We start from the raw sequence: 23,959 nt of genomic DNA on the forward strand, positions 1-23,959 counted from the left end.
CTATGCAGATTGTTCCCGTACATACGAGTACAAATGCGCCCGCAGTTCAAAGCAAAAATACCGCTTACCTTTGGACGATCGCGTTGGTAGCAGCTATGGGCGGGCTGCTCTTTGGTTATGACTGGGTAGTGATTGGAGGTGCACGTCAATTTTACGAAAGCTACTTCCATCTCACCTCAGAACAACTTATCGGCTGGGCCAACGGCTGCGCCTTACTCGGGTGTTTCGTCGGTTCTTTAATCGCAGGATATGCAGGTGAACGCTTCGGTCGTAGGCGTGTCCTTCTCGTTTCGGCAATTTTATTTGCAATTTCTTCAACGCTTACAGGATGGTCTTATTCTTTTTCATCCTTCGTCTTCTGGCGCATCGTCGGCGGAGCCGCAATTGGGCTTAGTTCTAATATGTCTCCTCTTTACATCGCCGAGATAAGTCCAGCTAAGGTCCGTGGTCGTCTCGTTAGTCTGAATCAATTCGCCATCGTGATCGGCATTCTTCTGGCACAGATTGCGAATTGGCAGATTGCTCGTCCGATTCCCGACCATATGAGCCGACTTGCATTTTTGCGATCCTGGAACGTTCAGTACGGATGGCGTTGGATGTTCTGCGCGGTAGTCGTGCCAGCGGTGATATTCACCGTTACATCGTTCTTTATCCCTGAAAGTCCTCGCTGGTTGTTGACCAAAGGCGAAGAGACTTCAGCTTGCGATGTGCTCACCAGAATAGGAGGGCGTTCGTATGCGCTGGAAGAGATATCGAACATCAGAAAGGTTCTGGATCTCGAAGCACGAATGAAAATATCCTTGCGAGAGTTTGGAATGCCTGGAATCAGGAAGATCGTGCTGATCGGTGTAACCCTCGCTGTTCTCCAGCAGTGGACAGGTATCAACATTCTCTTTAACTATGCCGCAGAGGTTTATCGTAGTGCCGGATATGGGCAGAATGATATCTTCCTCAACATCGTAATCACCGGGACGATCAATCTGATCTTCACGGTCATGGCCATGCTGATCGTCGATAGGATCGGCCGTCGCCCAATGATGTTGTATGGCTGCTTGGGAATAGGGCTGTCACATCTTTTTGCCGCTCTGGCCTATCACGCAGGCTGGCATGGCAGGCCAGTGTTGCTGCTTACGCTTAGCGCTATTGCCTGCTACGCTCTCACTTTGGCACCTGTTACATGGGTACTGATTTCGGAGATATTCCCCAACCGCATTCGTTCTCAGGGAGTGTCGATTGCAGTATGCGCTTTATGGCTATCATCCTTTGCCCTCACCTATACGTTTCCATGGATTGACCATAAACTAGGTAGCTCAGGCACCTTCCTCGGATATGGTGGAATCTGTATCCTCGGGGCCGCCTTTGTGTACTTCTTTGTGCCGGAGACTAAAGGGCAGACGCTAGAGCAAATCGAATCCAAAAGCCTTCACTCGAATTAGCTACTTCTCGGCAGCTAAGCGTTTCCCCATTCGGCTCATTTCTAACTAGATAGATTGAAACGTTCACGAAAGTATCAGGCAATTCTATAAATCATCGCATTTACAAATATTTACAGGCATATCTTCTATAAATAATTTTCCTTGACAGTTATCTAGAATCAAGCATAAGGTGGTTTACCGGTAACGTACACAATTGTTGTTCAGATCCGTAAATACGTGCGGAGGATTTGGGCGCCATGTTTAGTTCAGAGAGGCCATACAGATGAGATCGGTAGAGCAAAATTGCGGGAGGCAAACTTCGATGGCGAGGAAAAGATTTCAAGACTTATGCGAACGAATCGGACAGCAAATGTTGCTTCTGGCGTGCTTGTTGGGGATTCAGCTTGCCAATCATGCTGCCATCGCACAAGTTGATCAAGGCGCGATCACAGGTGTCGTGCAGGATACCAGCGGTGCGGTTGTTCCCAATGCGCAGGTTACGGTGACGAACACGGATATAGGATTAGTATTGCAAGGGACTACGAACGGGAGTGGCGTCTATGTATTTTCACCACTGAAGATTGGCCATTACTCTGTGAGCGCCACGGCGAAGGGATTTCAGACAACGAGGCGCGAAAATCTTCATCTCGATGCGGAGCAGCGGCTCAACATTGTTATGGCTTTGAAGCCGGGTGCAGTTTCAGATACGGTAACTGTCACAGATGAAGTTCCGCTGCTCCAAACCCAAAGTAGCGCTGTTGGTCAGGTTATCAGCACAGACGTGATTAACAATACGCCTCTCAATGGACGTAATTGGGTTTATATCGCGCAATTAACTGCGGGTGTCGCCCCTCCTCTTGGAAATACGCGTGGCAGCGGCAGCGGCGACTTTGTAGCGAACGGACAGCGTGCCGAGCAGAATAACTTCATCCTCGATGGCGTGGACAATAACACCAATCTGGTCGACTTCCTCAACGGCTCTAGCTATGTTATGCGACCACCCCCCGATGCACTCTCTGAGTTTAGTCTTCAAACCAGCAACTTCAGCGCGGAGTTCGGGCATTCGGCCGGTGGTGTCATGAATGCTAGCATTAAATCAGGTACGAACCAGATCCATGGAGATATATGGGAGTACTTGCGCAACACGAACCTAGATGCGATCAACTGGAACGCCGGTCCTGGTGCAAAGGTTCCTCCATATCATCAGAACCAGTTTGGGGCAACGCTTGGTTTGCCGATCTGGAAGAACAAACTGTTCTATTTCGGAGACATCGAGGTTAACCGTATCTCGATCAGCAATCCAACGCCGATCAATGTACCTACGGCACTAATGAGACAGGGAAATTTTTCTGAACTGTTGAATGGAAGTTTGACTGGAGTTGGTGCACCGACCTTGCTCTACGAGCCAAATTCGGCTGACGTTAATAAGCCAATGATATGCAATGGGCGGCAAAATGTATTGTGTCCCAGCCAGATCAATACAGTCGCTTCGAGAATCCTCAATCTCTATCCAACTCCGAACGCCAACAATGGCAAGACTTATAACAACTACATCGTCAACCTTGGTAACAGCGATAATATCGTCCAGTGGGACCAACGCTTGGATTGGAACATTCGATCAAGCGATCAGGCTTATGCTCGTTACAGCTACCTGCATGAGATCAAGACCAATGGTCTTCCTCTAGGGCCGCTCCTGGATGGAAGCGGCTATGGCGGTCAGTACGACACGAACCTTGCTATGAACTTTATGGGTAGCGAGACCCATATCTTTACCCCTTTGCTTACTAATGAGTTTCGTTTTGGCTATAACTGGGGCGTATTTAACTTTCAGCAACCAAATGCTTATAACCCCAACGCTGCCTCCTCGTTGGGATTGGGCCCGCAGTCGCCTAATTTGAAGCCAGGTCAGTATGGTCTGCCATCTGGTTATGTCAATGGCACGATCCAGCAGTGGGGTTCAGTGGGCATCAGCCGAGAATCTCAGAACGTATATCAAATATTGGACAACGTGACGAAGGTATGGGGTAATCACTCTCTCAAGTTTGGAGTGTCACTGCAGGCGGTGCGCTTTTACTATATCTATGCTCCCGCAGACCTTGGTCAATATCATTACGACGGCCAATTCACGGGATTGCCCGGCGTAGCAAATACTGGCTCAGCAGTTGCAGACATGTTGGTGGACCAGGAGAACTACGCTGCCGTGTCGCAATCGCCGAATGTTAATGATGCGCAGTGGTATAAGGCTGGTTACGCACAGGACGATTGGAGGCTGACGCCGAAGCTCACCTTGAATCTGGGCATCCGCTACGACTATTACCAACCTTATAAGGAAAACTCAGGAGCGCAGGCCAACTTCGTTGTTACCGGTCCGCTCGGCATTGGTACTGGTTCGGGAGTCTATGAGTTGCCAAAGAGTCAGCAAAATGTTCCTTTGGGCGCTCCTTTTCTCAGTATATTGGCGAAGGACAATGTCAGCGTGAAGTACGTTGATAACGATCGCCTGATAACAGGGCAAAAGACGAATTTCGCTCCACGCATCGGCTTTGCCTATCAGGCACATCCGAGCACGGTCTTCCGTGCTGGCTTTGGTATCTTCTATGGCGGTCTTCAGTCAGAGGGAAATGGAAACTTGGGAGCGAACTTCCCCTACTCCAATCAGGCCAGCTTCTATGCTCCCACCTGTTCAACAGACAACTGTCCGTCGTTGGCAGCGCAAGGCATCACGCTTCAGGCAGGTCTACAACCATCCATCGGAGCAGGTTTGCAGACCTTCGTCTCCCAGCCGGGTTTCCATTCTACCGATCCAAATGTAAAGACTCCGTACACGATGAATTACAGCTTCGGGATGCAGCAATCGATTTCTCCCAACCTGGCTGCCACCATCAGCTATGTTGGCAATGTTTCTCGACACTTGGAGTTGTACGCCGCACCGAATACTGCGCCTGGCCTATGGAGACCAGGCACAAACACCAACCCCTTCAATCCTTTCCCGGATCTTGGTGGCATAGGTCAGATCCACTATGGAGGCGTGAGCACCTACAACTCGCTGCAGACGAAATTGGAGAAGCGCTATTCACACGGGCTGTCATTCTTGGCAACGTATACCTGGTCTCATGCACTTGATGATGCCAGCGATGCAGGTGGTCTCTTCACTGCGATCGGCGATCGCAATCAGGCACTAATTCCATTTATTGATGAACTTACTAACTCTGTCTTTGACATTCGCCATCGTGTCACTATCAATGGTAACTACGAGCTGCCATTTGGTAAGGGACGGGCATTTCTGAATCACTCACGCTGGGCCGACGAGACAGTCGGCGGCTGGGCGACGAGCCTGACTTGGGCAGCCCAGACTGGTGTACCATTTACGGTCTCGCCCAATATCAGTACAGCGGCCAATGGTGGCGGCCGCGCATATACTATCCGCAATCCATTCAGCGGAGGCGGCACGCCCGATCCATCTAACCCAAGCCTTACTTCCTGCCCGGCAGAGGTTCGGACAAAGCTGAACTACATCAACCCCTGCGCTTTCCGTAACCCGATTCCGGGAGAAACGATCTCTGACGCTACACATCCAGTAGGTTCGGTTAACTCGGACGGTGTTCCTGTTCTCTATCAGGCACCTGTAACCGACAAAGCTACGGCGATCGCGCTACTTGGCGGGGTGCAGAATAATGTATACGGCCCCGGCTACTATCAGGTGAACATGTCGATGTTCAAAACATTTCCCACCTGGCGTGAGCAGAACCTGCAGTTCCGAGCAGACGCTTTCAACGTGCTGAACCATCCAACGCTGGGAACACCTAACGGTTCTATGAATGCAAATGGAGGTCTGATCTCCGGACCAAAGTTCTTTCAGAACAACACGCCGGATGCTCGTTTCTTCCAGCTGTCTCTTAAGTATGTGTTTTAGCAGATTGTGATTTACTGATTCGCGGGAGTGAAGGGACAATGCAGACAATTTTCCCTTCGCTCCCGTCTGTCACTGCATAGTTTTATTTTTGGAGTTCAGATTTTCCTTTCAACCAGTTTGAGTTCATATCCTTCACAAAGAGGTTGATGTCATCTATGCATTGGTCGTTCAAGAGAAGCTTTCTCGCCACTACTGTCTTCAGCATTTTTTGCAGCGGAGTAGGGTTCGCGCAAACCGGACCAGTCATGCTCTCCTCCCCCGACCAGCAGCTAGCTATGCAGTTCACAACCATAACTGAAAAGGGAGCTGCTAGCAGTGAAGGAAAGCTTGTTTACTCTGTGACATTCCACGGCAAACAGCTGCTTGATGCCTCCGCATTGGCGCTTGAGTTGACGAATCAGCCAGCGTTGGGAAGCAATGTACAGATCGTTGAAAGCACTCCAGGGAAAGGAAGTGACGACTATGCGTTGATTGCTGGAAAGGCTGGCAAGGTCCATGATCAGTACAACAAGATTGAGCTACGCGTTGTCGAGAACAGTGGCCCGAAAAGGACACTCCTCATTGAAGCCCGTGCATATAACGATGGAATCGCCTTTCGCTATGTCCTTCCTGAACAAGATGCGATTAAAGAACTTCGTTTGAAACAGGAAGACACCGAGTTTCGCATCAGTACCGATGCAACAACCTGGGCATTGGAGCTGCCTAACTATCGCAGCAGTTACGAGAGCGAGTATGTAAAGCTTCCTATCTCGGCTTTCAGTAATCAAGGTGGTGTCTCAAGCAACTTTCTCATTGGTCTGCCTCTGCTACTGCATTCGCCGGGAACAGCATGGATGGCGTTGACAGAAGCCGATCTCGAAGGCAACGCAGGGATGTATGTCACCAATCCCTCCGGAAACTGGGCAGGGCATTGGTTTGTATCGAAGCTCTCTCCACGAATCGATGACCCCAGCCTGGCACTCTCGACTACATTGCCTTACCACTCTGCCTGGCGAGTTCTTTTAGTCGCGGACCAGCCCGGAAAGTTGATGGAATCCAATATCATCACAGATCTGAACTCGCCCAATAGAGTACGGGATACGAGTTGGATACAGCCTGGAAAGGCATCTTGGAACTGGTGGGCTGGGGATATCGGGCCTGATGGTAAGTCGGCATTCACCACGAAGAACATGGAGTATTACGTAGACTTCGCTGCAAAGTCAGGCTTTCCCTATATGCTGCTTGACGCTGGTTGGGCAGACGGTAGAGACATCACCAAACTGCGCGGCAACGTCGACGTGCCGGAGCTAGTGCGGTACGCCGCTACGAAGCATGTTAAAGTCTGGATCTGGCTCTACTCCGTTTCAGTAATGGATCAGATGAAGGAGGCCTTCCCCCTCTATGAAAAGTGGGGCGTAGCCGGTGTGAAGATCGATTTCGTTAATCGCGACGACCAGGAGGGAATTAAGTTCTATTATGATGTCGCTCGCGAGGCCGCCGCTCATCATCTTATGGTTGACTTTCACGGAGCCAGCAAGCCATGGGGCATTGAGCGTACATATCCCAACGTCCTCAGCTACGAGGCAGTTCTTGGCGCAGAAAACAACAAGGTTGGAAGGCGGGATAGCCCCGTCGATCGCAGTGTCTTCCCCTTCACTCGCATGATTGCCGGCCCTCTGGACTATACTCCTGGTGGCTTCAACAACGTAACGGAAGATGGATTTGTCGCGCGAGACCAGAGTCCTATGATCATGGGTACGCGCGCGCAGCAGTTAGCGCTATACGTGGTCTTCCAGACTCCCTTCCAAATGGTGTCCGACAGCCCCCAGGCGTATGCTAACCAGCCGGCGTTCAAATTCATCCATGATGTCCCCACGCAATGGGACTCCATGCATGTCATCAATGGTGAACCTGGTGAATTCGTCACGATCGCACGCAGCCATGGTCAGGAATGGTATCTAGGCAGCACAACGAACTGGACGCCACGCGAGCTTCGTGTCCCGCTGGATTTTCTGGGTGCCGGACACTACGTTGCCGAGATCTATGAAGATGCACCGGATGCGGCGCTACATCCTCAACACGTCACTATTAGGAAGCAGGTTGTGACCAAAGGGGAGAAGCTGACTCTTAAGCTAGCTTCGGGCGGCGGCTGCGCAATCCGGTTTATCCCACAGCACAGCAACTGATCATGCAGCAGCCGAATAGGACGGGAGTAGAAACGAAGATCGTTTAGCTCCCGTCTCTAGGCTTGCTCCGAATCGATAAAGAGCCAGTATCCCGATCTCTAGGTTTCCTCATATTCTGTCAGGCTGTCCAGGCGATCGATGAAAAGAGGAAGATTGCTTCGGAAGATGATATGCGGTGCCAACCGCGTTATTGGAGATGTCTTCCTATCTTCCAGCAGATAATTAATGAGGCTTTCGAATGCTACCTTCCCTTGTGTAAAAGGACGCTGGTAAAGAGTCGCTAATATCTTCCCCGTCTCGATCAGCGGGACAAGCTCCTGAAAAAGATCGGTCGTGACTACCTGAATCTTCCCAAGGAGGCCTTCTTCTTCGATAGCCTGCAAGACCGGAAGGCTATTGGCCGTACTAATATAAAGACCCTGCGGTTTTGTTTCTCCATGCAGCAGGGCAATGGTTTGGCGATAGGCCTCCTTGGGGCGCTCATGCGATTCCACTGCAGGTAACAGGCTAAGCTGCGGAGCAAGCATGGCGAGAGTAGCCGCAAAGCCGCGCAGTTTTTCTGCATGATCAAGCGTGGTCAGCTCACCGGTAATAGTCGCGACATAACTCTTGCGAGAGAGTTTGAATGCCAGAAGCTCAGCAGCGATCGCGCCACTGGAATAGGCATGTGAGGAAACAAGGCCAACTCGTCCGCTGGCGGGCGCGTCACTCGCCACACAGAGCATTGCCGTCCCTTGAGCCGTAAGGCGGCGGATGATCGGATCCAGCTTTCTGGGATTGCCAGGGGTAAAGATGATGCCGTCGCACTTATCCTTTAGTCTGGCCTCAAGCAGCTCGATGTCACCTTGACCCATCCGGGGATACTCATGGAAAGTAAGGTTCACGTGAATCCCGGTAGTTGCCTCCGCTGCGGAACGTATTCCCGCACGGAGAGGATCGAAAAAGTGAGAGATCTGTTTTGGAAGAACGATGGCGATTTCGATTCTGCGGTTGAGCTTTAATGCCTGCGCAGCCAAATTCGGCTTATAGCCCAATTCCTCAGCCTTTTGCAAAACACGAGCCTTGGTCTTTGGGTTCACACCAGTTCGATCATGCAAGGCACGGTCGACCGTGCCGATCGAAATCCCGAGAGCTTTAGCGATGTCTTTGATACCAGAAGTCTTCGGCGCAATAGTCATATTGGCAAATGTCACAATCAAATCGTACGTCCATGTTACGGCGATTCCTTGTCTGTCGCACGAACTTTGTCCGCATCACCTCGAGACATAGCTTCCATTTCCAGTACTTACAAAATAAAATGCGATGGAACGGGGTCAATATCCTTAACTGAAGCCGCCTCTTCATCTAGTAGTTACGGATGGCACTAGAGATTGCACGAGAGACTTATCTAATAATTTGTCGACTTCGCTCTTGTGGCAACAGGGATGGTGTTTGAGGATGTTTTGATTGATGCACCTCGTTCAACACAGACACATAGCAGGTAAACTGCGTTTGGCGAGAAACTCGCATCCGCATTGTTAATGAAGTCAATGGCGACTCTCCGCACCGTTTGATCGTGGGTATTTTGTCATTTGTCAGGCCGTCCTGAGTGATGTAGGTTCGCAAATCAGCGAACGATCTGTATGCGCCGCGCTTTTTGACCTTTGACCTGTAGAAATCATTTAGGACGAGTTCGAGCGTTACCAGAGCCATCAACCCTCCAGCTTTGATTACGTCTTTATAGAGCCACGCCAAGAAATAGAGCATCGGCACTCGCTGGAATTTTGCTGTCACTATCTCAGGAATCCCCGTTGCCAGACCAACGAGGCGACGAAAGCACGCCACTGCGCCGCCGTCGTGAATTCAATGAAACCGCTTAGATTGCCTGGAGGGTGCTGGCGAGGGTACTGAAATTTGGAATCTGCGATTTTCCCAGCGTTTTTGAATGCTCAAGGGTGCTGTCGTTAGCCATTAACGCCCATTAAATAATTAGATGTAATCAGTTTGCGTAACTGTCACGGCGCACGGTCCAACTCAATTACAGCGCCAATTGCAGCGATAATCCTGCGATAGGGATATGCAAAGGAATATAAGAAGTGTGTAAGATGGTGGCCAGAGACGGGATCGAACCGCCGACGCCGGCCTTTTCAGGGCCGCGCTCTACCACTGAGCTATCTGGCCTTGGCATCTAACGCCTTTATCGGGGATCGCCAAGAACGCCCGTGCGCAGAATCTACGCTTGTTGCCCCAGCCTTTTCAGGGAAGCGCGTCACCGGCGGGAGCCGGGGACGCAAACGCATCTTTAGTATAGCAATCCCTGACCATACCGCCAACTTCCTCCCCCGCGCTATCCTTTCTCATCCTGCAATCCTAAGGAAAGCTCTCATGCTGAGTCGTCTTCAACGGTACGCCACTGCCGCCCTCCTCTGCCTTTTCACCGCCGCTACAGCTCAGGCAGCGATACCAAAACTATCGCGGGCACGACAGGAGCAGAGAGCCGCTCAGGCATTCAACGTAGCTAAGAAAAATCCCTTACAACTCCGGGCCTTTCTCGCGCAAATGCCGAAGGGGGCCGATCTCCACATGCATCTATCCGGTGCGGTCTATGCCGAGACTTTCCTTAAAGACGCTGCTACTGATCTGCTCTGCGTAGATCCCGCCACCCTTAGCTTTGCCAAAAATATTGGTACAATGCGTGGTCTTCCCCCACAGCCCGTCTGTGCCAAGGGTGACGTCCGCGCCGATAGCGTCTTTACCAACCAGCATCTTTATGACGCGCTCGTCGACTCATTCTCCATGCGTAGCTTTGTCCCCAGCGCAGGCAACAGCGGTCACGATCAGTTCTTCAATACCTTCGATCGCTTCGGCAAGGTCAGCGACTCGCACTACGGCGAGTGGCTTGACGAAGTCGCCACCCGCGCCGCAACCCAAAACGAGCAGTACCTCGAAATTATGAGCACGCCCACCTTCGCCGATGTAGCCAGACTCAGCTCCACTATCCCTTGGCCAACTACGCCGGTTGATTCCGCCGACAGCCGCACCGGGGATGCCACCGGAACCAACCCGTCCGACCTCGCCCACTTCCGCGACGCTCTTCTCGCTGGCGGTCTCCAGAACGAAGTTGCCATCGACCGCAAGCAGCTCAGCGATGCCTTCGAATCTCGCAACCGCATCGAGCACTGCGGCCGACCGAATGCTGCTCCCGCCTGCTCGGTCAAAATCCGTTTTCTCTATCAGGTCCTCCGCGCCTTTCCTCCACAGCAGGTCTTCGCCCAAACACTGCTCGGCTTCGAACTCGCATCCCAAGACCCGGACGTCGTCGGCATCAACTTCGTCCAGCCCGAAGACGCCTTTTACTCCATGTCCGAATACCACCGCCAGATGCGGATGCTCGACTATTTGCACAGCGTCTATCCCCGCGTTCACATCACGCTTCATGCCGGGGAACTCGCGCCTGGCCTCGTCCCGCCCGCAGGCCTCCGCTTCCACATCCGCGAGGCCGTCGAGCTTGGCCACGCCGAACGCATTGGCCACGGCGTCGATATCATGTACGAAGATAATCCGCAGGCACTCTTAAAAGAGATGGCCACCCATCACATCATGGTCGAAATCAACCTCACCTCGAACGACGTCATCCTCGGCATCGACCCAACTCACCATCCCTTGCCGATCTACCGCGCCGCGCACGTCCCCGTCGCGCTCTCCACCGACGACGAAGGTGTCTCCCGCATCGACCTCACCAACGAGTACGTCCGCGCGGCCCGCGACTTCAACCTGAGCTACGCCGATCTAAAAGACATGGCCCGTACCTCGCTCGAGCATAGCTTCCTTCCCGGTCTCAGCCTCTGGCAACAATCCGATAACTTCACTCGCACCAACATAGCTTGTGCGACCCAGCCTCTCGGCTCAGAAAAGCTATCTGCCAAATGCGAAGCATTCCTCCAGTCCAGCGAAAAGGCAACCGAACAATGGCAACTCGAACATCGCTACGATGTGTTCGAGTCCACGCTGCCCTAGCAGTTATCTCTTCACCACAACCGCCGCCCCCGAATAGCGAATCGTCTTGTCAGGCCGTGAAGCCAGCGCCTCTCCCGCGCCATGCTCCCGTCCAACCCAAACAATGTTGAAGGTTCGCTCCTTCGGCATCCCTGGATACTCTCCCTTGCGCGTTCCAATCGTCAGCGTCTTCGCTGCCTCGTCCCAGCGAATCGGGATCACACTATGCAAGCCCTTTTTGTAGTCGTAGTTATTCCCCTCATCGTGATAGAGGTTGAAGCTCCCGTCCGCGCCGGTGTACACCCGCAGTTCAATCGGCCCGTCAGGATTTTCATCGGCATACTCAATCTCCGGCCCCATCGGCACAATCGACCCAGCCCGCACATACAGCGGAATCCGATCCAGCGGAGCCTCGGCCTCAATCCATCCTCGTCCTGCTATGCGATCACCCGTCCAAAAGTCATACCAAACCGGAGAAGCAGGCAGATACACATCCCGCTTTGTCGCACCCTCGCGCATCACCGGATTCACCATCAGTGCAGGCCCAAACATAAACTGGTCGCCTATATCCCACGTCTTCTCATCTCCACGCCAATCCATCACCAATGGCCTTTGGATGGTGTAATCCTCATTCGTCACCCGCCACGCCAGCGAGTAGATATAAGGCATCAGACGATACCGCAGCTTGTCGTACTTCAGCAGAATCGGTTCCACCTTGTCATATGTCCACATCTCGTTATGATCGCGATGCCCATGCGTGCGAAACACCGGACAGAATGCGCCAAACTCAAACCATCTCGCATAAAGCTGCTGGTAAGCAGGATCATTCGCAGGCCGGTCAAACGGCTGAAAATATCCACCGATATCGGTCGTCCAGTAAGGATTTCCCGACAGCGCAAAGTTCAATCCAGCCGGCACCTGTCGTTGCAGGTTCATATAAGTGCTGTAGATGTCTCCTGACCACGTAGTCGCGCCATTTCTCTGCTGCCCCAGAAACGCTGACCGCGTCAGCAGAAACACGCGCTTCTGATCGTTCGTCTCCTTCCAGTGCTCCTGCACCCCACCCGTATGCACCAGCGGAAAGATATTCGTATACCGCGCTCCGCTGCCAATCGACAGATGTTTGTTCTGCAAAATCGCATCACCCACATGCGGCCACGACTCCTCCGGCTCCGCGCTGTCCAGCCAAAAGGCATCCCAGCCCATGTCGAACAGCTTGCCCGCAAGATTGTTCCAGTAGAAATCCCGAGCTGCAGGATTGGTTGCATCGTAGACATGCGCGTTATAGATATCGAAGTGCTTCGCTGAAATCTTTTTGAAGTTCTCCGAATCCGGATCGAACAATCCCCACACTGACAGCATGGCATGGACATGCTCATCATGCAGCGTCTTTAACTCACCGCGCACATCAGGAAAGTTCTTATTGAAGACAGGATCGCCCTCCTTCTGCCACCAGAACCAGTCCTGCACGATTCCATCGATCGGAATATGCTCCGCACGATATCGCGCGGCCACATCCAGCACCTCCTTCTGCGAGACGTAGCGGTCCTTCGATTGAAAAAATCCATAAGCCCACTTCGGAAACAGCGGCGTATGCCCCGTCAGATTGCGGTACTGATGAATCACCGCATCCAGCTCCGGCCCATAGATCAGGTAGTAGTCCACCGCATCGCCCGCCATTGTTCTGAACGAAAGTTCAGTAGGGAAGCGGTTGTCCACATAAGTCAGCGATGCCGTGTTCCACATCACGGCATAGCCCTTGCTCGAGACCAGCAGCGGAATCGCTACATCGGTATTGTTCTGGCCCAACTCAATCGTCGCGCCGCGATAGTTGAACATCCCGTTCTGGTGCTGCCCCAATCCATACAAGCCTTCAACTCTGTCTGGAGAAAAACGATCGGTCACATGGTAAGTCGTCTCACCGTTCACCTCTGCCTTGTCATAGGTGCGCGGTTCGTTGCTGCTCTCCCGCAGCAGCGATTTCCCTTGCAGGTCGCTATAGGCAAGGTTGCCGTTCTTCAGCGAAAACGCCACCTTCAGAGCGGCAGTGGTCAAAGTCGCTTCTTTTTCATCCTGCACAAAATGAAAGCTCGCCCCCGGACAAGACTTGCTCGCTTCCAGCATCCATGGCTGCACCGGCGAGCTCGCTGTCGGATCGCCCGGCCCAGCAACCACGTGAATCACGTCATCGCCACACACCGTGACGTGCAGACTCTCATCGCCGATCTTCGCCACAAACCCATGCGCCGTCTGCTCCACCGTAATCGCAGGCAAGGCGTGGCCAGGATTGAATTGTGCAAAGGCAGTCGAAAGGGAAGCGCCGCCCGCGAAAATTCCGGCAAGCAAGACAAAGCGGGCTAAACGGTCCCTATATATAGATAAGCAAGTCGTTGAAAACATCGTTCTCCTCAAATGCAGCGCGCATCCATTATGTATGACCATCCAGTTCCTTCCTCCAATTAAGTTGTCATCCTGATCGAAGGCGCAGCCAAGTCGAAGGATCTGCGGTCGTTTTTGTAGTTGCCTGCTCGCGCAAAGGCATTACCATGTTTCCGTGCGCACATCCCTCGTCCTCACCCTTGCTCTACTCGCTGCCACACCCATCGCCTTCGCGCAAAAAGTAACCCTCCCCCTCTGGCCAAACGGCGCCCCCGAGACCACGCAGATCACTGGACCCGAGACCGACATCACCAAACCCACCGACGCGCTCGTAGCTGGAAAGAAGCTGATGCACCTCACCAACATCAGCAAGCCGAGCCTCGCCGTCTACCCGCCAACAACGGCGAACACCGGCGCCGCCGTCCTCGTCTTTCCCGGCGGAGGCTACCGCATCCTCGCCTACGATCTCGAAGGCACCGAGGTTTGCATCTGGCTCAACTCCATTGGCGTGACCTGCGTTCTGGTCAAGTATCGCGTCCCCTTCGCTAACCACTATCCCGAAAATACCGCCGATCTCGAAGACGCGCAGCAGGCCATGCGCATCACCCGCACCCACGCCGCCGAATGGCACATCGATCCCAGCCGCATCGGCGTCCTCGGCTTCTCAGCCGGAGCACATCTCGCCGCCGTCCTCAGCAATCACGCCGACTACAAGCGCCCCGGCGAGCCAGCGAACCAGCCCAACGCCCGTCCAGACTTCGCCCTCATCATCTACCCTGGCTATCTATCCGACGCGCCGGCGCTCAACAAGCTGGCCCGCGGCATCGACCCCACCGCCAACACGCCGCCCACGTTCCTGCTCCAGGCCGAAGACGATCCCGTTCACGAAGAGAACTCTTTGGTCTACTTCCAGGCATTAAAGGAAGCAAAGGTCCCAGCCGAGCTTCACATCTTCGCGCAGGGTGGCCACGGCTACGGCTTGCGTCCAACGAATTTACCCATCACTCACTGGCCCGCGCTGGCCGAAACCTGGCTCCACACCATCCATGTCCTTGGAGGTTCATCTGCATCGAAGCAGTAACTCATCCGCGCTAAACTCACTACGAGAGAAACTATGAAAAAACTACTGTCCACTGTTCTTCAGTTCGTCATGTTCCTCCTTGTCTACGCCATTGGTTCGTTGTTTCCCCCCTTCCATATCCAGCGTGTTGTCGCTTCAACTCCCACCTATACGCACATCTTCGTTCTGGACGGTCTCCTCATCGCTCTGGCTCTCTATATCTTGATTGTGCTGGGCGAAACCCTGATGAAGCGCCGTTGTCAGATCACCTGGACCACCATCGCCTTCGTCCTTGCCATGGTCCTCGGCTACGTCATGAAGTTCGGCTTCATCACCCACGAGTTTTAGCTCATGGCGGATGAACCTTTAGATGGCTTCTTTCAGCGACTCGCTGAAGCGCAGCGCCGTCTCGACGCTTCGTTCGCTCATCTTCCGGCGAGTCCGCTGCCGCCGCTCGACGAAGCCGCGACCGCCATCCTCAACGAAGTGGCGATCAAGCTCCACGACAACTATCCCTACGCCCACCCGCTCTACGCCGGGCAGATGCTCAAGCCGCCCCATCCAATCGCTCGTGCTTCCTATGCGCTGGCCATGTCGGTCAATCCCAATAACCATGCGCTCGACGGTGGTCGCGCCAGCTCCGCCATGGAGATCGAAGCTGTCGCTGCCCTCGCAAAGATGTTTGGCTGGCCGCAACACCTCGGCCACCTCACCAGCGGCGGCACCTTCGCCAACCTCGAAGCCCTCTGGATCGCTGGCCAACTAGCCCCTGGAAAATCCATCGCCGCATCCGACCAGGCCCACTACACCCACAGCCGCATCTCCGCCGTTCTCGGTCTACCATTCGTAAAAATTCCGTCCGACAACACTGGCCGTATCGATCTCCGCGCTCTCGAGTCTCTACTCGAAACTCAAACCATCGGCACAGTAGTCGTTACCCTCGGCACCACCGCCATCGGCTCGGTCGACCCGCTCGATGAAATTCTGAAGCTCCAGCAACGCTACAACTTCCGCATTCACGTCGATGCAGCCTACGGAGGCTACTTTACCCTAGCCGCAAATCTCACCCCACAAATTCGAGCTGCCTACGAAGCCATTTCACAAGCCGATTCCATCGTCATCGATCCGCACAAGCACGGCCTCCAGCCCTACGGCTGCGGTTGCGTCCTCTTCCGCGATTCAACCGTAGGCCGCTTTTACAAACACGACTCACCCTATACCTACTTCTCCTCCAAAGATCTTCACCTGGGCGAGATCTCGTTGGAGTGTTCCCGCGCCGGAGCCTCAGCGGTCGCGCTCTGGGCCACGCAGCAACTCGTGCCCTACATCCCCGGTGGCGCCTTCGCACAAGACCTGGAATCAAGCCACGAAGCTGCCCTCGAACTCTACCGCCGCCTCGCTGCCAGCCCCCACTTCGTCACGCCGTCCTTCCTGCCCGCTCTCGATATTGCCTTTTGGACAGCAAAATCGTCGACTCCTGAACTTTCTTCTGCTCTCGCGCAGAGGATTTTTGACGAAGCCGCCCGGCATGATCTTCACCTCGCCCTCGCAACTCTGCCAACTCGCTTCTTTCCTCCGGAGACCTGGCCGCAAACGGAACAATCGGCAAGCGTTACCTGCCTCCGCTCTGTTCTGATGAAGCCCGAGCATTTGGCCTGGATCGACCAGATCTGGGAGCGTCTCTCAAACGCGATAACTGCCGCAGAGAGGGTCAATACCACCCCTGTACCACGATAAGTTCCTCTTTTCCTCGTTGCTTCTTTGGTAAACTAACCGCTATTCGGGGTTACGATCTTCCATCCCCGGAGGTCGTGTTCTCAGCGACTCCGCCGATAGTAAGCGTTAACCTGGCACCCGGGCCCGGCCTTACCGGTCGTAGATTCGGATGAGAAAAGGAAATACCACTTGAGCCTCTCCAACGCGCTCGCTAAAACTTCACCCGACCTCACTTCCCGCAGCATTGCCTATTTCTCCATGGAGATTGCCCTCTCTCCTTCGGTACCCACCTACTCCGGTGGTCTGGGCATGTTGGCTGGCGATACCCTTCGTTCCGCGGCAGACACCTGCCGCCCTATGGTTGCCATCTCGCTCACGCATCGGCGCGGCTACTTCCGCCAGATTCTCGACGCGCAGGGGCAGCAGACCGAGGCTGACGTTCCCTGGTCGCCGGAGACCACTCTCCCCAGCGCCAACAAGGTCATCTCGCTCACCATGCAAGGCCGTCAGGTGCTCGTGCGCGCGTGGCGTTTCGATGTCGTCGGCGTCACCGGCCATGTTATCCCTGTTTTTCTGCTCGATACCGACGTTGAAGGCAACGACGAGTGGGACCGCCGTCTCACCGACCATCTCTACGGTGGCGACACCTACTACCGTCTCTGTCAGGAGACCGTTCTCGGCCTCGGGGGCGTCGCTCTTCTACGTGCGCTGGATTGTAAACCCAGTGTCTATCACATGAACGAAGGCCACGCCGCCCTGCTCAGCATCGGCCTGCTCGAAGAGCATCTCGCCGGCAATCCTCTCCGTGAGGCGCAGGAGATCGATCTCGAAGCCGTTCGCCGCCAGTGCGTCTTCACCACGCACACCCCTGTTCCTGCCGGTCACGACCAATTCGGCCTCGACCAGATGTATCAGGTCCTCGGCCACGACCGCGGCGCTGCCATCGAGCACGCGGGTTGTCTCCACAACGGTCTAATGAACATGACCTACATCGCCCTGCGCTTCTCCCGCTATGTCAACGGAGTCGCCATGCAACACGGCAAGGTCTCGCAGCTCATGTTCCCTGACTACAAGGTTCACTCCATCACTAATGGAGTCCACGCTGGCACCTGGGTCTCGCCTCACTTTCAGGAACTTCTGGACGCTGAGATCTCCAATTGGCGCACCGACAATCAATACTTTCGCTCGGTCTATGGCATCGACCCGGCCCGTATCTCCGCCTGTCACTTCAAAGGCAAGCAGCGTCTCTTCGACGTCCTGGCCAAACGCACAGGCCATCACTTTAACCCCTCCGTCCTCACTCTCGGATTCGCCCGGCGCGTAGCAACCTATAAGAGAGCCAGTCTTCTGCTCGAAGACCCGGCGCGCCTCGTCGCTATCGCCGAAAAGATCGGCGGCCTCCAGATTCTCTACGCCGGCAAGGCTCACCCAGCCGACGGCGCCGGCAAGAGCCTCATCCGCGACGTCTATGCTGCAGCCGCTCGTCTGAACTCCAGCGCTCTCAAGATTCACTACCTCGAAAACTACGATTGGGAGCTGGGTGCTCTGCTCACCCAGGGTGTAGACGTTTGGGTCAATACACCTCGCCGCCCCTATGAAGCTTCGGGAACCTCAGGAATGAAGGCTGCTCTCAACGGCGTCCCTTCGCTCTCTGTGCTCGACGGTTGGTGGATCGAGGGCTGTGCCGAGAACGTCACAGGCTGGGCCATTGAGGATGCTGAAACCGAAGCGGCCGAGGCGGCCAACCTATACGAAAAACTCGAAAAGCACATCGCGCCCATGTACGCCAACCCTGCCGCCTGGTCGCGAATGCAGCAGCACTGTATTGCCATCAATGGCAGCTTCTTCAACACGCACCGCATGTTGGCGCAGTACGTCTGCAACGCCTACTTCCCCTTTCCCCGTCTTGCCGATGCAGCCTCTCCGTCGGTTCCCGTAAACGAGCCTGCGGTTCAGACTCTTTTGAACGAACCGGCGTTAGCCTAGCCATCCTTTCTGGCATCATCGTTTCCAGGCAGCCACGCTAAGTCAAATTAGCGTGGCTGTTTAGCTTCCCATTCCGTTCTTCGGGCAATTAGGGAATGGCGTTCTGTCCGGACGATTTTTTGCTCGCAACCGGCGTTCTATAGAAGGCACATAAAAGCCCAAAGTTTAACGAGTTTTGGCATCTAACCCGTATAAATAAGACTGGTAATCGTAACTCCCCAAATCGAAGGGATATCTTTGTCTACCTCCGCTCCCGGCATCGGCTCGCTCCCCGCGCTCTGCGTCGACCTTGACGGTACTCTGGTCAAATCCGACACTCTGGTCGACTCGACCCTTGCACTCGCACGCCGAAATCCGGCTGCTCTTCTCCAGCTTCCGCGCTGGCTGACCGAGGGGAAAGCCGCCCTGAAGCGCCATATCACCAGCAATGTCGAGCTGGATGTCGCCCATCTTCCTTACAATCGCGAGTTGCTACAGTATCTAGAGCAGCAAAAAGCCGCTGGCCGTTCCATTTATCTCGCCACTGCGGCCGATTCCGTATTGGCCCACCGCATCGCCACCCACTTCAATCTCTTCGCCGGGGTTCTTGCCTCCGATGGCACAACTAATCTGGCCGGTTCCAACAAGCTCGCTGCGTTCCGGCAGACCTTCGGCGATGATTTCACCTATATCGGCAACGCTCGGCCCGACCTTACGCTCCTGCAAAACTGCAAAGAACCGATGGTGGCCAACCCCACGGCAGGCCTGCGTTCTGCGCTCCGCGCCAATGGGATCGTTCCCGTCCGCTCCTTTGAAGAACGAGTCAGCCCCCTTCGTGCGTGGCCGAAGGCCATCCGCATTCACCAGTGGGCAAAGAACACGCTGATCTTTCTGCCGCTTCTGCTCGCCCATGCGTGGGACAAAGCCCTCTTTGCCGGCGCGTTCATCGCCTTTCTCAGCTTCGGTTTGTGCGCGTCCGGAACTTATATCGTCAACGATCTATTGGATTTAGAGGCAGACCGCCAGCATCCGCGCAAAAGGAGACGGCCATTTGCCTCAGGCGATCTGTCTGCGATCAGCGGCGTTGCCGTCATCGCGCTCTTCCTGGTTGCCTCGGTCTGCCTCGCCATTCTTCTTCCCCACGTCGTGGAACTCATCTCGCCCTCTCTCGGGCTCGCGCGGCCATATCATTTCCTCGAATGGCTCGGGATCTATGCGGTGACGACGCTGGCCTACTCGCTTCGGCTCAAGCGGGCGGTCATGGTGGATGTGATTGTGTTGTCGGGGCTCTATACCATTCGCATTCTCGCCGGTTCGGCTGCCACAGGGGTTGCCGTCTCCACCTGGCTGGCCAGCTTCAGCATCTTCTTCTTCCTGTCGCTGGCATTCGTCAAGCGCTATGCGGAGCTTGAAAATCTGCGCGAGCGGGGCGGCGTAACCGCAGGGGGGCGCAGCTACCATGTCTCCGATATCGAACAGCTTCGCAGCTTCGGCTCCGCCAGTGGCTATGTCTCGGTTGCTGTTCTTACGCTCTACATCTCCAACTTGAACGCCGTCGAGCTTTACCACCACACCAACCGGCTCTGGCTGCTGGTGCCGGTTCTGCTGCTTTGGATCAGCCTGCTTTGGCTGCGTGCCTCGCGCGGTGAACTCGACGAAGATCCCGTTGTCTACGCGGTCACCGACCGGCGTAGCCTGCTTCTCGGTCTGGCTGTAGTTGCCATCGTTCTTCTGGCGCTGTGAACCGACCTCCAGCAATTTCTGGCAATCAAATACGATATTGTTCCGGCCTGATTATTCACTTCCGGGTCCGTGCCGAGGCTTGCCTTCCTGTACATAGTTCCGGTTCCACTTAGGAATCTCGACCACATAAGTCCCCGGTTTTTCAATCACTGCCTGGCACCCGAGTCGCGAGTTCAACTGAATATCGGCAGCCGTCTCCATACGGTCAAGCTCCAGATCTTCCGGCTCGCTCACGCCTTGCATCCCCTCCTTCACCCACAGGTGACAGGTGGTACAGGCGCATACGCCGCCGCAGGCGTGGTCGAGAAAGATGTCATAGTTCTCCGCGACATCGAGAAACGACATGGGCTGCCCATGCCCTTCATACGGCAGGGAATCAAACGGAAACTCGACCGTCCGTCCCTCCGGCTCAAACGTGACCCGAACCATTCCTTCGCCCGCAGGCTTCGACAAATCCACAACTTCATTTTTATTGTTTTCAGACATAATCAATCTTCCGTCGACTCTCCGGCCGTAGCCTCATCGTTTATAGAATCTTCAATCCGCGCAGTCTCGGCTTCGACTTCAGCCTTAGAATCCAATACCTGCGCCTTTGCAAAGGGATGCGGCGCCGTCGGCCCCTCACCTATGCTCTCACCCGCGGCTCTCATCGTCTTGCCCTTCATCGCGCCGGAGACGGCAGTGTCCATCATCAGCTCCGCGAACCGCCGCGTGGCCTGATCCAGTCCCTCGATCGACTTTCGAATGAGCTTGTAATCTCCGCCTATTACCGCAGCCTTCAGCTCGTTGATCGCCTGTTCAATCTTCGCAATCTCATCTGAGGTCAGCTTCTGCCATGCCTCGTGCTTCCTGCCTTTTTCTACTGCCGTCAGAATCGTCTCAGCCTCGTTCTTTGCCTCAATGACCTGACGCTCTTGAATGTCCTGCTCGGCAAAATCGAATGAAGCGAGGATCATCGACTCCACCTGCTCATCGGTGAGTCCATAGGTCGGCTTGACTTCGACCTCGGCTTCCTTGCCGCTGCGCTGCTCGCGCGCGCTCACATGCAAAATGCCGTTGGCGTCGATGAGGAACTTCACCTCGATGCGCGGCAGTCCTGCCACCATCGGCGGAATCCCTTTCAGATCGAACCGCGCCAGTGACCGGCAATCCTTCGCTAGTTCTCGCTCTCCCTGCACGACATGGATCGCCACATTCGTCTGCCCGTCCACGCCGGTCGTAAAGTGCTCGGTCGCGCTCGCCGGAATCGTAGAGTTGCGTTGAATAATCTTCGCCACCACGCCGCCCAGCGCCTCGATCCCCAGCGAAAGCGGTGTGACGTCAAGCAGAAGCAGGTCCTCCGTAGCCGCCGAACCGCCAGCCAGAATCTGCGCCTGCACTGCCGCACCTAGAGCCACAACCTCGTCGGGATTCAGCTCGGTATGCGGCTTCTTGCCGCGCGCGCTCAGCCCGAACAACTCATCGACCAACCGCCGTACCGCTGGAATCCGTGTCGATCCGCCAACCAGCACGACCTCGTCGATCTGTTCCACCGACAAGCCGGCATCCTTCAAAGCCTGCTTGCAAGGTCCGGACGTCCGCGCAATCACGCCAGCCGACAGCTCCTCAAACTGGCTGCGTGTGATCTTGCGCTGATACCGCACGCTTCCCTCAATGATGGACAGCTCCACATCGAGCGCTGCTGTCTCTGCGTCCGACAGTCGAATCTTGGCTTCGATCACTGCCTTGCGAATCTTCTGCACTGTCTCGCCGTTGCCGCGCACATCCTCGCCAAGATCACCGGCGATGTCGTCCAACGCAATCGCAATCAACAGGTTGTCGATGTCGTCGCCGCCAAGGTGAGTATCTCCACCCGTGGCAATCACCTCGAAGATCCCTTCATGGAGCTTCAGGATTGAGATATCGAACGTGCCGCCGCCGAAGTCATAAACCGCGATCAGTCCATCCTTATTCTTGTTCAGACCGTAAGCCAGAGCCGCCGCCGTCGGCTCATTCACCAGGCGCAGCACCTCCAGCCCGGCGATACGCCCTGCATCCTTGGTAGCCTGCCGCTGGGCGTCGTTGAAGTAAGCAGGAACCGTAATGACCGCCTTCGTCACCGGGCCGCCAAAAAACCGCTCTGCATTCTTCTTTAACTGCATCAATACATAGGCTGAGATCTCCGGCGGAGTCATCGTCAGGCCGCCTACATTCAGCCGCAGCACCTCGCCGGGTTGCAATCCTTCGGCCAGCTTGAAGGGAAACAGCTTCAACTCCTCCTGCACATCGGTAAGGTCACGCCCCATCAGTCTCTTGGCGGAATAGACGGCGCTTGCCGAATCCGCCAGCAGGGTTCCGCGTGCGGCATTTCCTACGGCGACACCCTCATCGGTCCATGCCACGACCGACGGCACCAGCCGTTCGCCGTCCTCGCCTGGAATCACGACCGGCGTCTCCCCCTCCATAAACGCCACCAGCGAATTCGTCGTTCCCAGATCAATCCCTACAACACGTTGCTCAGCCATAACCTGCAAATCCTCTGTCGTTTCAATGCTCTTTCTATTGTCCTACAAATGGCGGTGATGGTATGCCCCGGTTACTTTAGATGCGCTCTCAGCCAAGATCCATTTACCGCACTTTTACGACAACCTCCTCAATTGCTATGGCATCCTTTCAAGCATGAGCGATCAAGTTATGAGCGGCTCTTCCACCCTTATCCCCTGTCTTCGCTACCGCGATGCTGTCGCCGCCATCGACTGGCTTGGTCGCGCCTTCGGACTTCAGAAAAATGCCGTATACATGGGGCAAAATAACACGGTCGCCCATGCCCAACTCACCTTTGGCGGCGGAATGATCATGCTTGGCTCGGTCGATAACGGCAGTGAGTACAGCAAGAATATCGTTCAACCCGATGAGGTTAACCTTCGCGAGACGCAGAGCCCTTACCTTGTCGTTCCCGATGCGGATGTAGTTTATGCGACGGCCAAAGCCGCGGGCGCGACCATCGTCGCCGATATTGCAGACATGGACTATGGTGGTCGCGCCTTCACCTGTCGCGACCTCGAAGGTCATCTCTGGAGCATTGGTACTTACAATCCATGGCAGTCCGAAGCGTTGGGTTAAAACAGCCCTTCAATACATTGCCGAGCCGTGATACCGTCTCTCCATGGAACTCAACCCCTACGAGAAATTCCTGGTCGGTCAGGAACCAATTCCCGTCCTCACGTCCACCGCCGACCGCCTCGCCGCGCTTACCGCTCCGCTCTCCGGCGCGCAGATCGACCGTACCCCCGCTCCGGGTAAATGGAGCATCCGCGAGATCGCCGCTCACCTTGCCGACTGCGAGATCGTCTTCAGTTTTCGTCTACGCCAAACCCTCAGCCAGAAACACGCGCTCATCCGCCCCTTCGACGAAAAGGCATGGGCTACGCGCTACGCCGCCTACGATCTGGATTCGGCACTGGCTCTCTTCAAAGCAGCCCGTAACTGGAACCTCCGGCTGCTCACCACAGTCTCCGAAGAAGACCGCCACCGTCCCACGACCCACCCCGAGCGCGGCACTATGACCTTCTGGACTCTGGTCGAAACCATGGCTGGCCACGATATCAACCACCTGCAACAGATCGAGCGCCTTGCTGCAATTTAGGCC

The 23,959-nt window shown here is 55.0% G+C and carries 15 protein-coding genes and 1 tRNA gene; 11 read left to right on the forward strand and 5 right to left on the reverse strand.

Features of this window, described 5'->3' with window-relative positions; genetic code table 11:
• Positions 1–2 precede the first annotated feature (2 nt).
• The 3 genes from IEW09_RS04165 (at position 3) to IEW09_RS04175 (ending at position 7,493) form a co-directional block, all read left to right on the forward strand.
• Positions 3–1,436 carry a sugar porter family MFS transporter gene (locus tag IEW09_RS04165; protein ID WP_188552861.1) on the forward strand — a complete coding sequence of 478 codons (1,434 nt, stop codon included), beginning with the start codon at positions 3–5 and terminating at the stop codon, positions 1,434–1,436.
• Positions 1,437–1,785: 349 nt separating this feature from the next.
• On the forward strand, positions 1,786–5,328 hold the full coding sequence (locus IEW09_RS04170; protein WP_229739068.1) for a TonB-dependent receptor: 3,543 nt from the start codon (positions 1,786–1,788) through the stop codon (positions 5,326–5,328).
• A 146-nt stretch (positions 5,329–5,474) separates the two neighbouring features.
• Complete coding sequence (locus IEW09_RS04175; RefSeq protein WP_229739069.1) at positions 5,475–7,493, forward strand: glycoside hydrolase family 97 protein; 2,019 nt, start codon at positions 5,475–5,477, stop codon at positions 7,491–7,493.
• A 98-nt stretch (positions 7,494–7,591) separates the two neighbouring features.
• Here the strand turns inward: IEW09_RS04175 and IEW09_RS04180 are convergent, their stop codons facing one another.
• Positions 7,592–8,686: a LacI family DNA-binding transcriptional regulator gene (locus tag IEW09_RS04180; protein ID WP_229739070.1), complete on the reverse strand. Its 1,095-nt coding sequence runs from the start codon at positions 8,684–8,686 to the stop codon at positions 7,592–7,594.
• Between the two features lie 892 nt (positions 8,687–9,578).
• Positions 9,579–9,653, reverse strand: a tRNA-Phe gene (locus IEW09_RS04185).
• A gap of 204 nt (positions 9,654–9,857) precedes the next feature.
• Between IEW09_RS04185 and IEW09_RS04190 the strand changes: the two genes are divergently transcribed.
• On the forward strand, positions 9,858–11,489 hold the full coding sequence (locus IEW09_RS04190; protein ID WP_188552863.1) for an adenosine deaminase family protein: 1,632 nt from the start codon (positions 9,858–9,860) through the stop codon (positions 11,487–11,489).
• Positions 11,490–11,492: 3 nt separating this feature from the next.
• Here the strand turns inward: IEW09_RS04190 and IEW09_RS04195 are convergent, their stop codons facing one another.
• Entirely contained in the window at positions 11,493–13,814 is a 2,322-nt protein-coding gene (locus IEW09_RS04195; RefSeq protein ID WP_188552864.1) for a glycoside hydrolase family 31 protein, read from the reverse strand.
• Positions 13,815–14,022: 208 nt separating this feature from the next.
• Between IEW09_RS04195 and IEW09_RS04200 the strand changes: the two genes are divergently transcribed.
• The 5 genes from IEW09_RS04200 to IEW09_RS04220 all read left to right on the forward strand — a co-directional run bounded on the left by IEW09_RS04200 (position 14,023) and on the right by IEW09_RS04220 (position 20,331).
• Positions 14,023–14,928, forward strand: coding sequence for an alpha/beta hydrolase (locus IEW09_RS04200; RefSeq protein WP_188552865.1), 906 nt, complete (start codon positions 14,023–14,025; stop codon positions 14,926–14,928).
• 33 nt (positions 14,929–14,961) lie between these two features.
• A complete protein-coding gene (locus IEW09_RS04205) occupies positions 14,962–15,255 on the forward strand; it encodes a hypothetical protein (RefSeq protein ID WP_188552866.1) in 294 nt (97 codons plus the stop codon).
• A 3-nt stretch (positions 15,256–15,258) separates the two neighbouring features.
• Complete coding sequence (locus IEW09_RS04210) at positions 15,259–16,644, forward strand: pyridoxal phosphate-dependent decarboxylase family protein (protein WP_188552867.1); 1,386 nt, start codon at positions 15,259–15,261, stop codon at positions 16,642–16,644.
• Between the two features lie 168 nt (positions 16,645–16,812).
• Positions 16,813–18,609, forward strand: coding sequence for an alpha-glucan family phosphorylase (glgP, locus tag IEW09_RS04215; RefSeq protein ID WP_188552868.1), 1,797 nt, complete (start codon positions 16,813–16,815; stop codon positions 18,607–18,609).
• Between the two features lie 237 nt (positions 18,610–18,846).
• Complete coding sequence (locus tag IEW09_RS04220) at positions 18,847–20,331, forward strand: UbiA family prenyltransferase (protein ID WP_188552869.1); 1,485 nt, start codon at positions 18,847–18,849, stop codon at positions 20,329–20,331.
• Positions 20,332–20,382: 51 nt separating this feature from the next.
• Here IEW09_RS04220 and IEW09_RS04225 read toward each other — a convergent pair whose 3' ends face one another.
• Entirely contained in the window at positions 20,383–20,817 is a 435-nt protein-coding gene (locus IEW09_RS04225) for a 2Fe-2S iron-sulfur cluster-binding protein (RefSeq protein WP_188552870.1), read from the reverse strand.
• Between the two features lie 2 nt (positions 20,818–20,819).
• Complete coding sequence (gene hscA, locus IEW09_RS04230; protein ID WP_188552871.1) at positions 20,820–22,835, reverse strand: Fe-S protein assembly chaperone HscA; 2,016 nt, start codon at positions 22,833–22,835, stop codon at positions 20,820–20,822.
• Between the two features lie 154 nt (positions 22,836–22,989).
• On the opposite strand from hscA, the gene IEW09_RS04235 reads away from it, so the two are divergent.
• A complete protein-coding gene (locus IEW09_RS04235; protein ID WP_188552872.1) occupies positions 22,990–23,433 on the forward strand; it encodes a VOC family protein in 444 nt (147 codons plus the stop codon).
• A gap of 43 nt (positions 23,434–23,476) precedes the next feature.
• Positions 23,477–23,956, forward strand: a complete 480-nt coding sequence (locus tag IEW09_RS04240) for a DinB family protein (RefSeq protein ID WP_188552873.1) — start codon at positions 23,477–23,479, stop codon at positions 23,954–23,956.
• Positions 23,957–23,959: the final 3 nt, after the last annotated feature.

The sequence above is a fragment of the Edaphobacter dinghuensis genome (assembly GCF_014640335.1).
Classification (GTDB): Bacteria; Acidobacteriota; Terriglobia; order Terriglobales; family Acidobacteriaceae; genus Edaphobacter; species Edaphobacter dinghuensis.

Coding starts and splice junctions, on each gene's coding strand:
- IEW09_RS04165 (WP_188552861.1), top strand. CDS start 3: ATGCAGATTGTTCCCGTACATACGAGTACAAATGCGCCCGCAGTTCAA.
- IEW09_RS04170 (WP_229739068.1), top strand. CDS start 1,786: ATGTTGCTTCTGGCGTGCTTGTTGGGGATTCAGCTTGCCAATCATGCT.
- IEW09_RS04175 (WP_229739069.1), top strand. CDS start 5,475: ATGTCATCTATGCATTGGTCGTTCAAGAGAAGCTTTCTCGCCACTACT.
- IEW09_RS04190 (WP_188552863.1), top strand. CDS start 9,858: ATGCTGAGTCGTCTTCAACGGTACGCCACTGCCGCCCTCCTCTGCCTT.
- IEW09_RS04205 (WP_188552866.1), top strand. CDS start 14,962: ATGAAAAAACTACTGTCCACTGTTCTTCAGTTCGTCATGTTCCTCCTT.
- IEW09_RS04210 (WP_188552867.1), top strand. CDS start 15,259: ATGGCGGATGAACCTTTAGATGGCTTCTTTCAGCGACTCGCTGAAGCG.
- IEW09_RS04225 (WP_188552870.1), bottom strand. CDS start 20,817: ATGTCTGAAAACAATAAAAATGAAGTTGTGGATTTGTCGAAGCCTGCG.
- hscA (WP_188552871.1), bottom strand. CDS start 22,835: ATGGCTGAGCAACGTGTTGTAGGGATTGATCTGGGAACGACGAATTCG.
- IEW09_RS04235 (WP_188552872.1), top strand. CDS start 22,990: ATGAGCGATCAAGTTATGAGCGGCTCTTCCACCCTTATCCCCTGTCTT.
- IEW09_RS04240 (WP_188552873.1), top strand. CDS start 23,477: ATGGAACTCAACCCCTACGAGAAATTCCTGGTCGGTCAGGAACCAATT.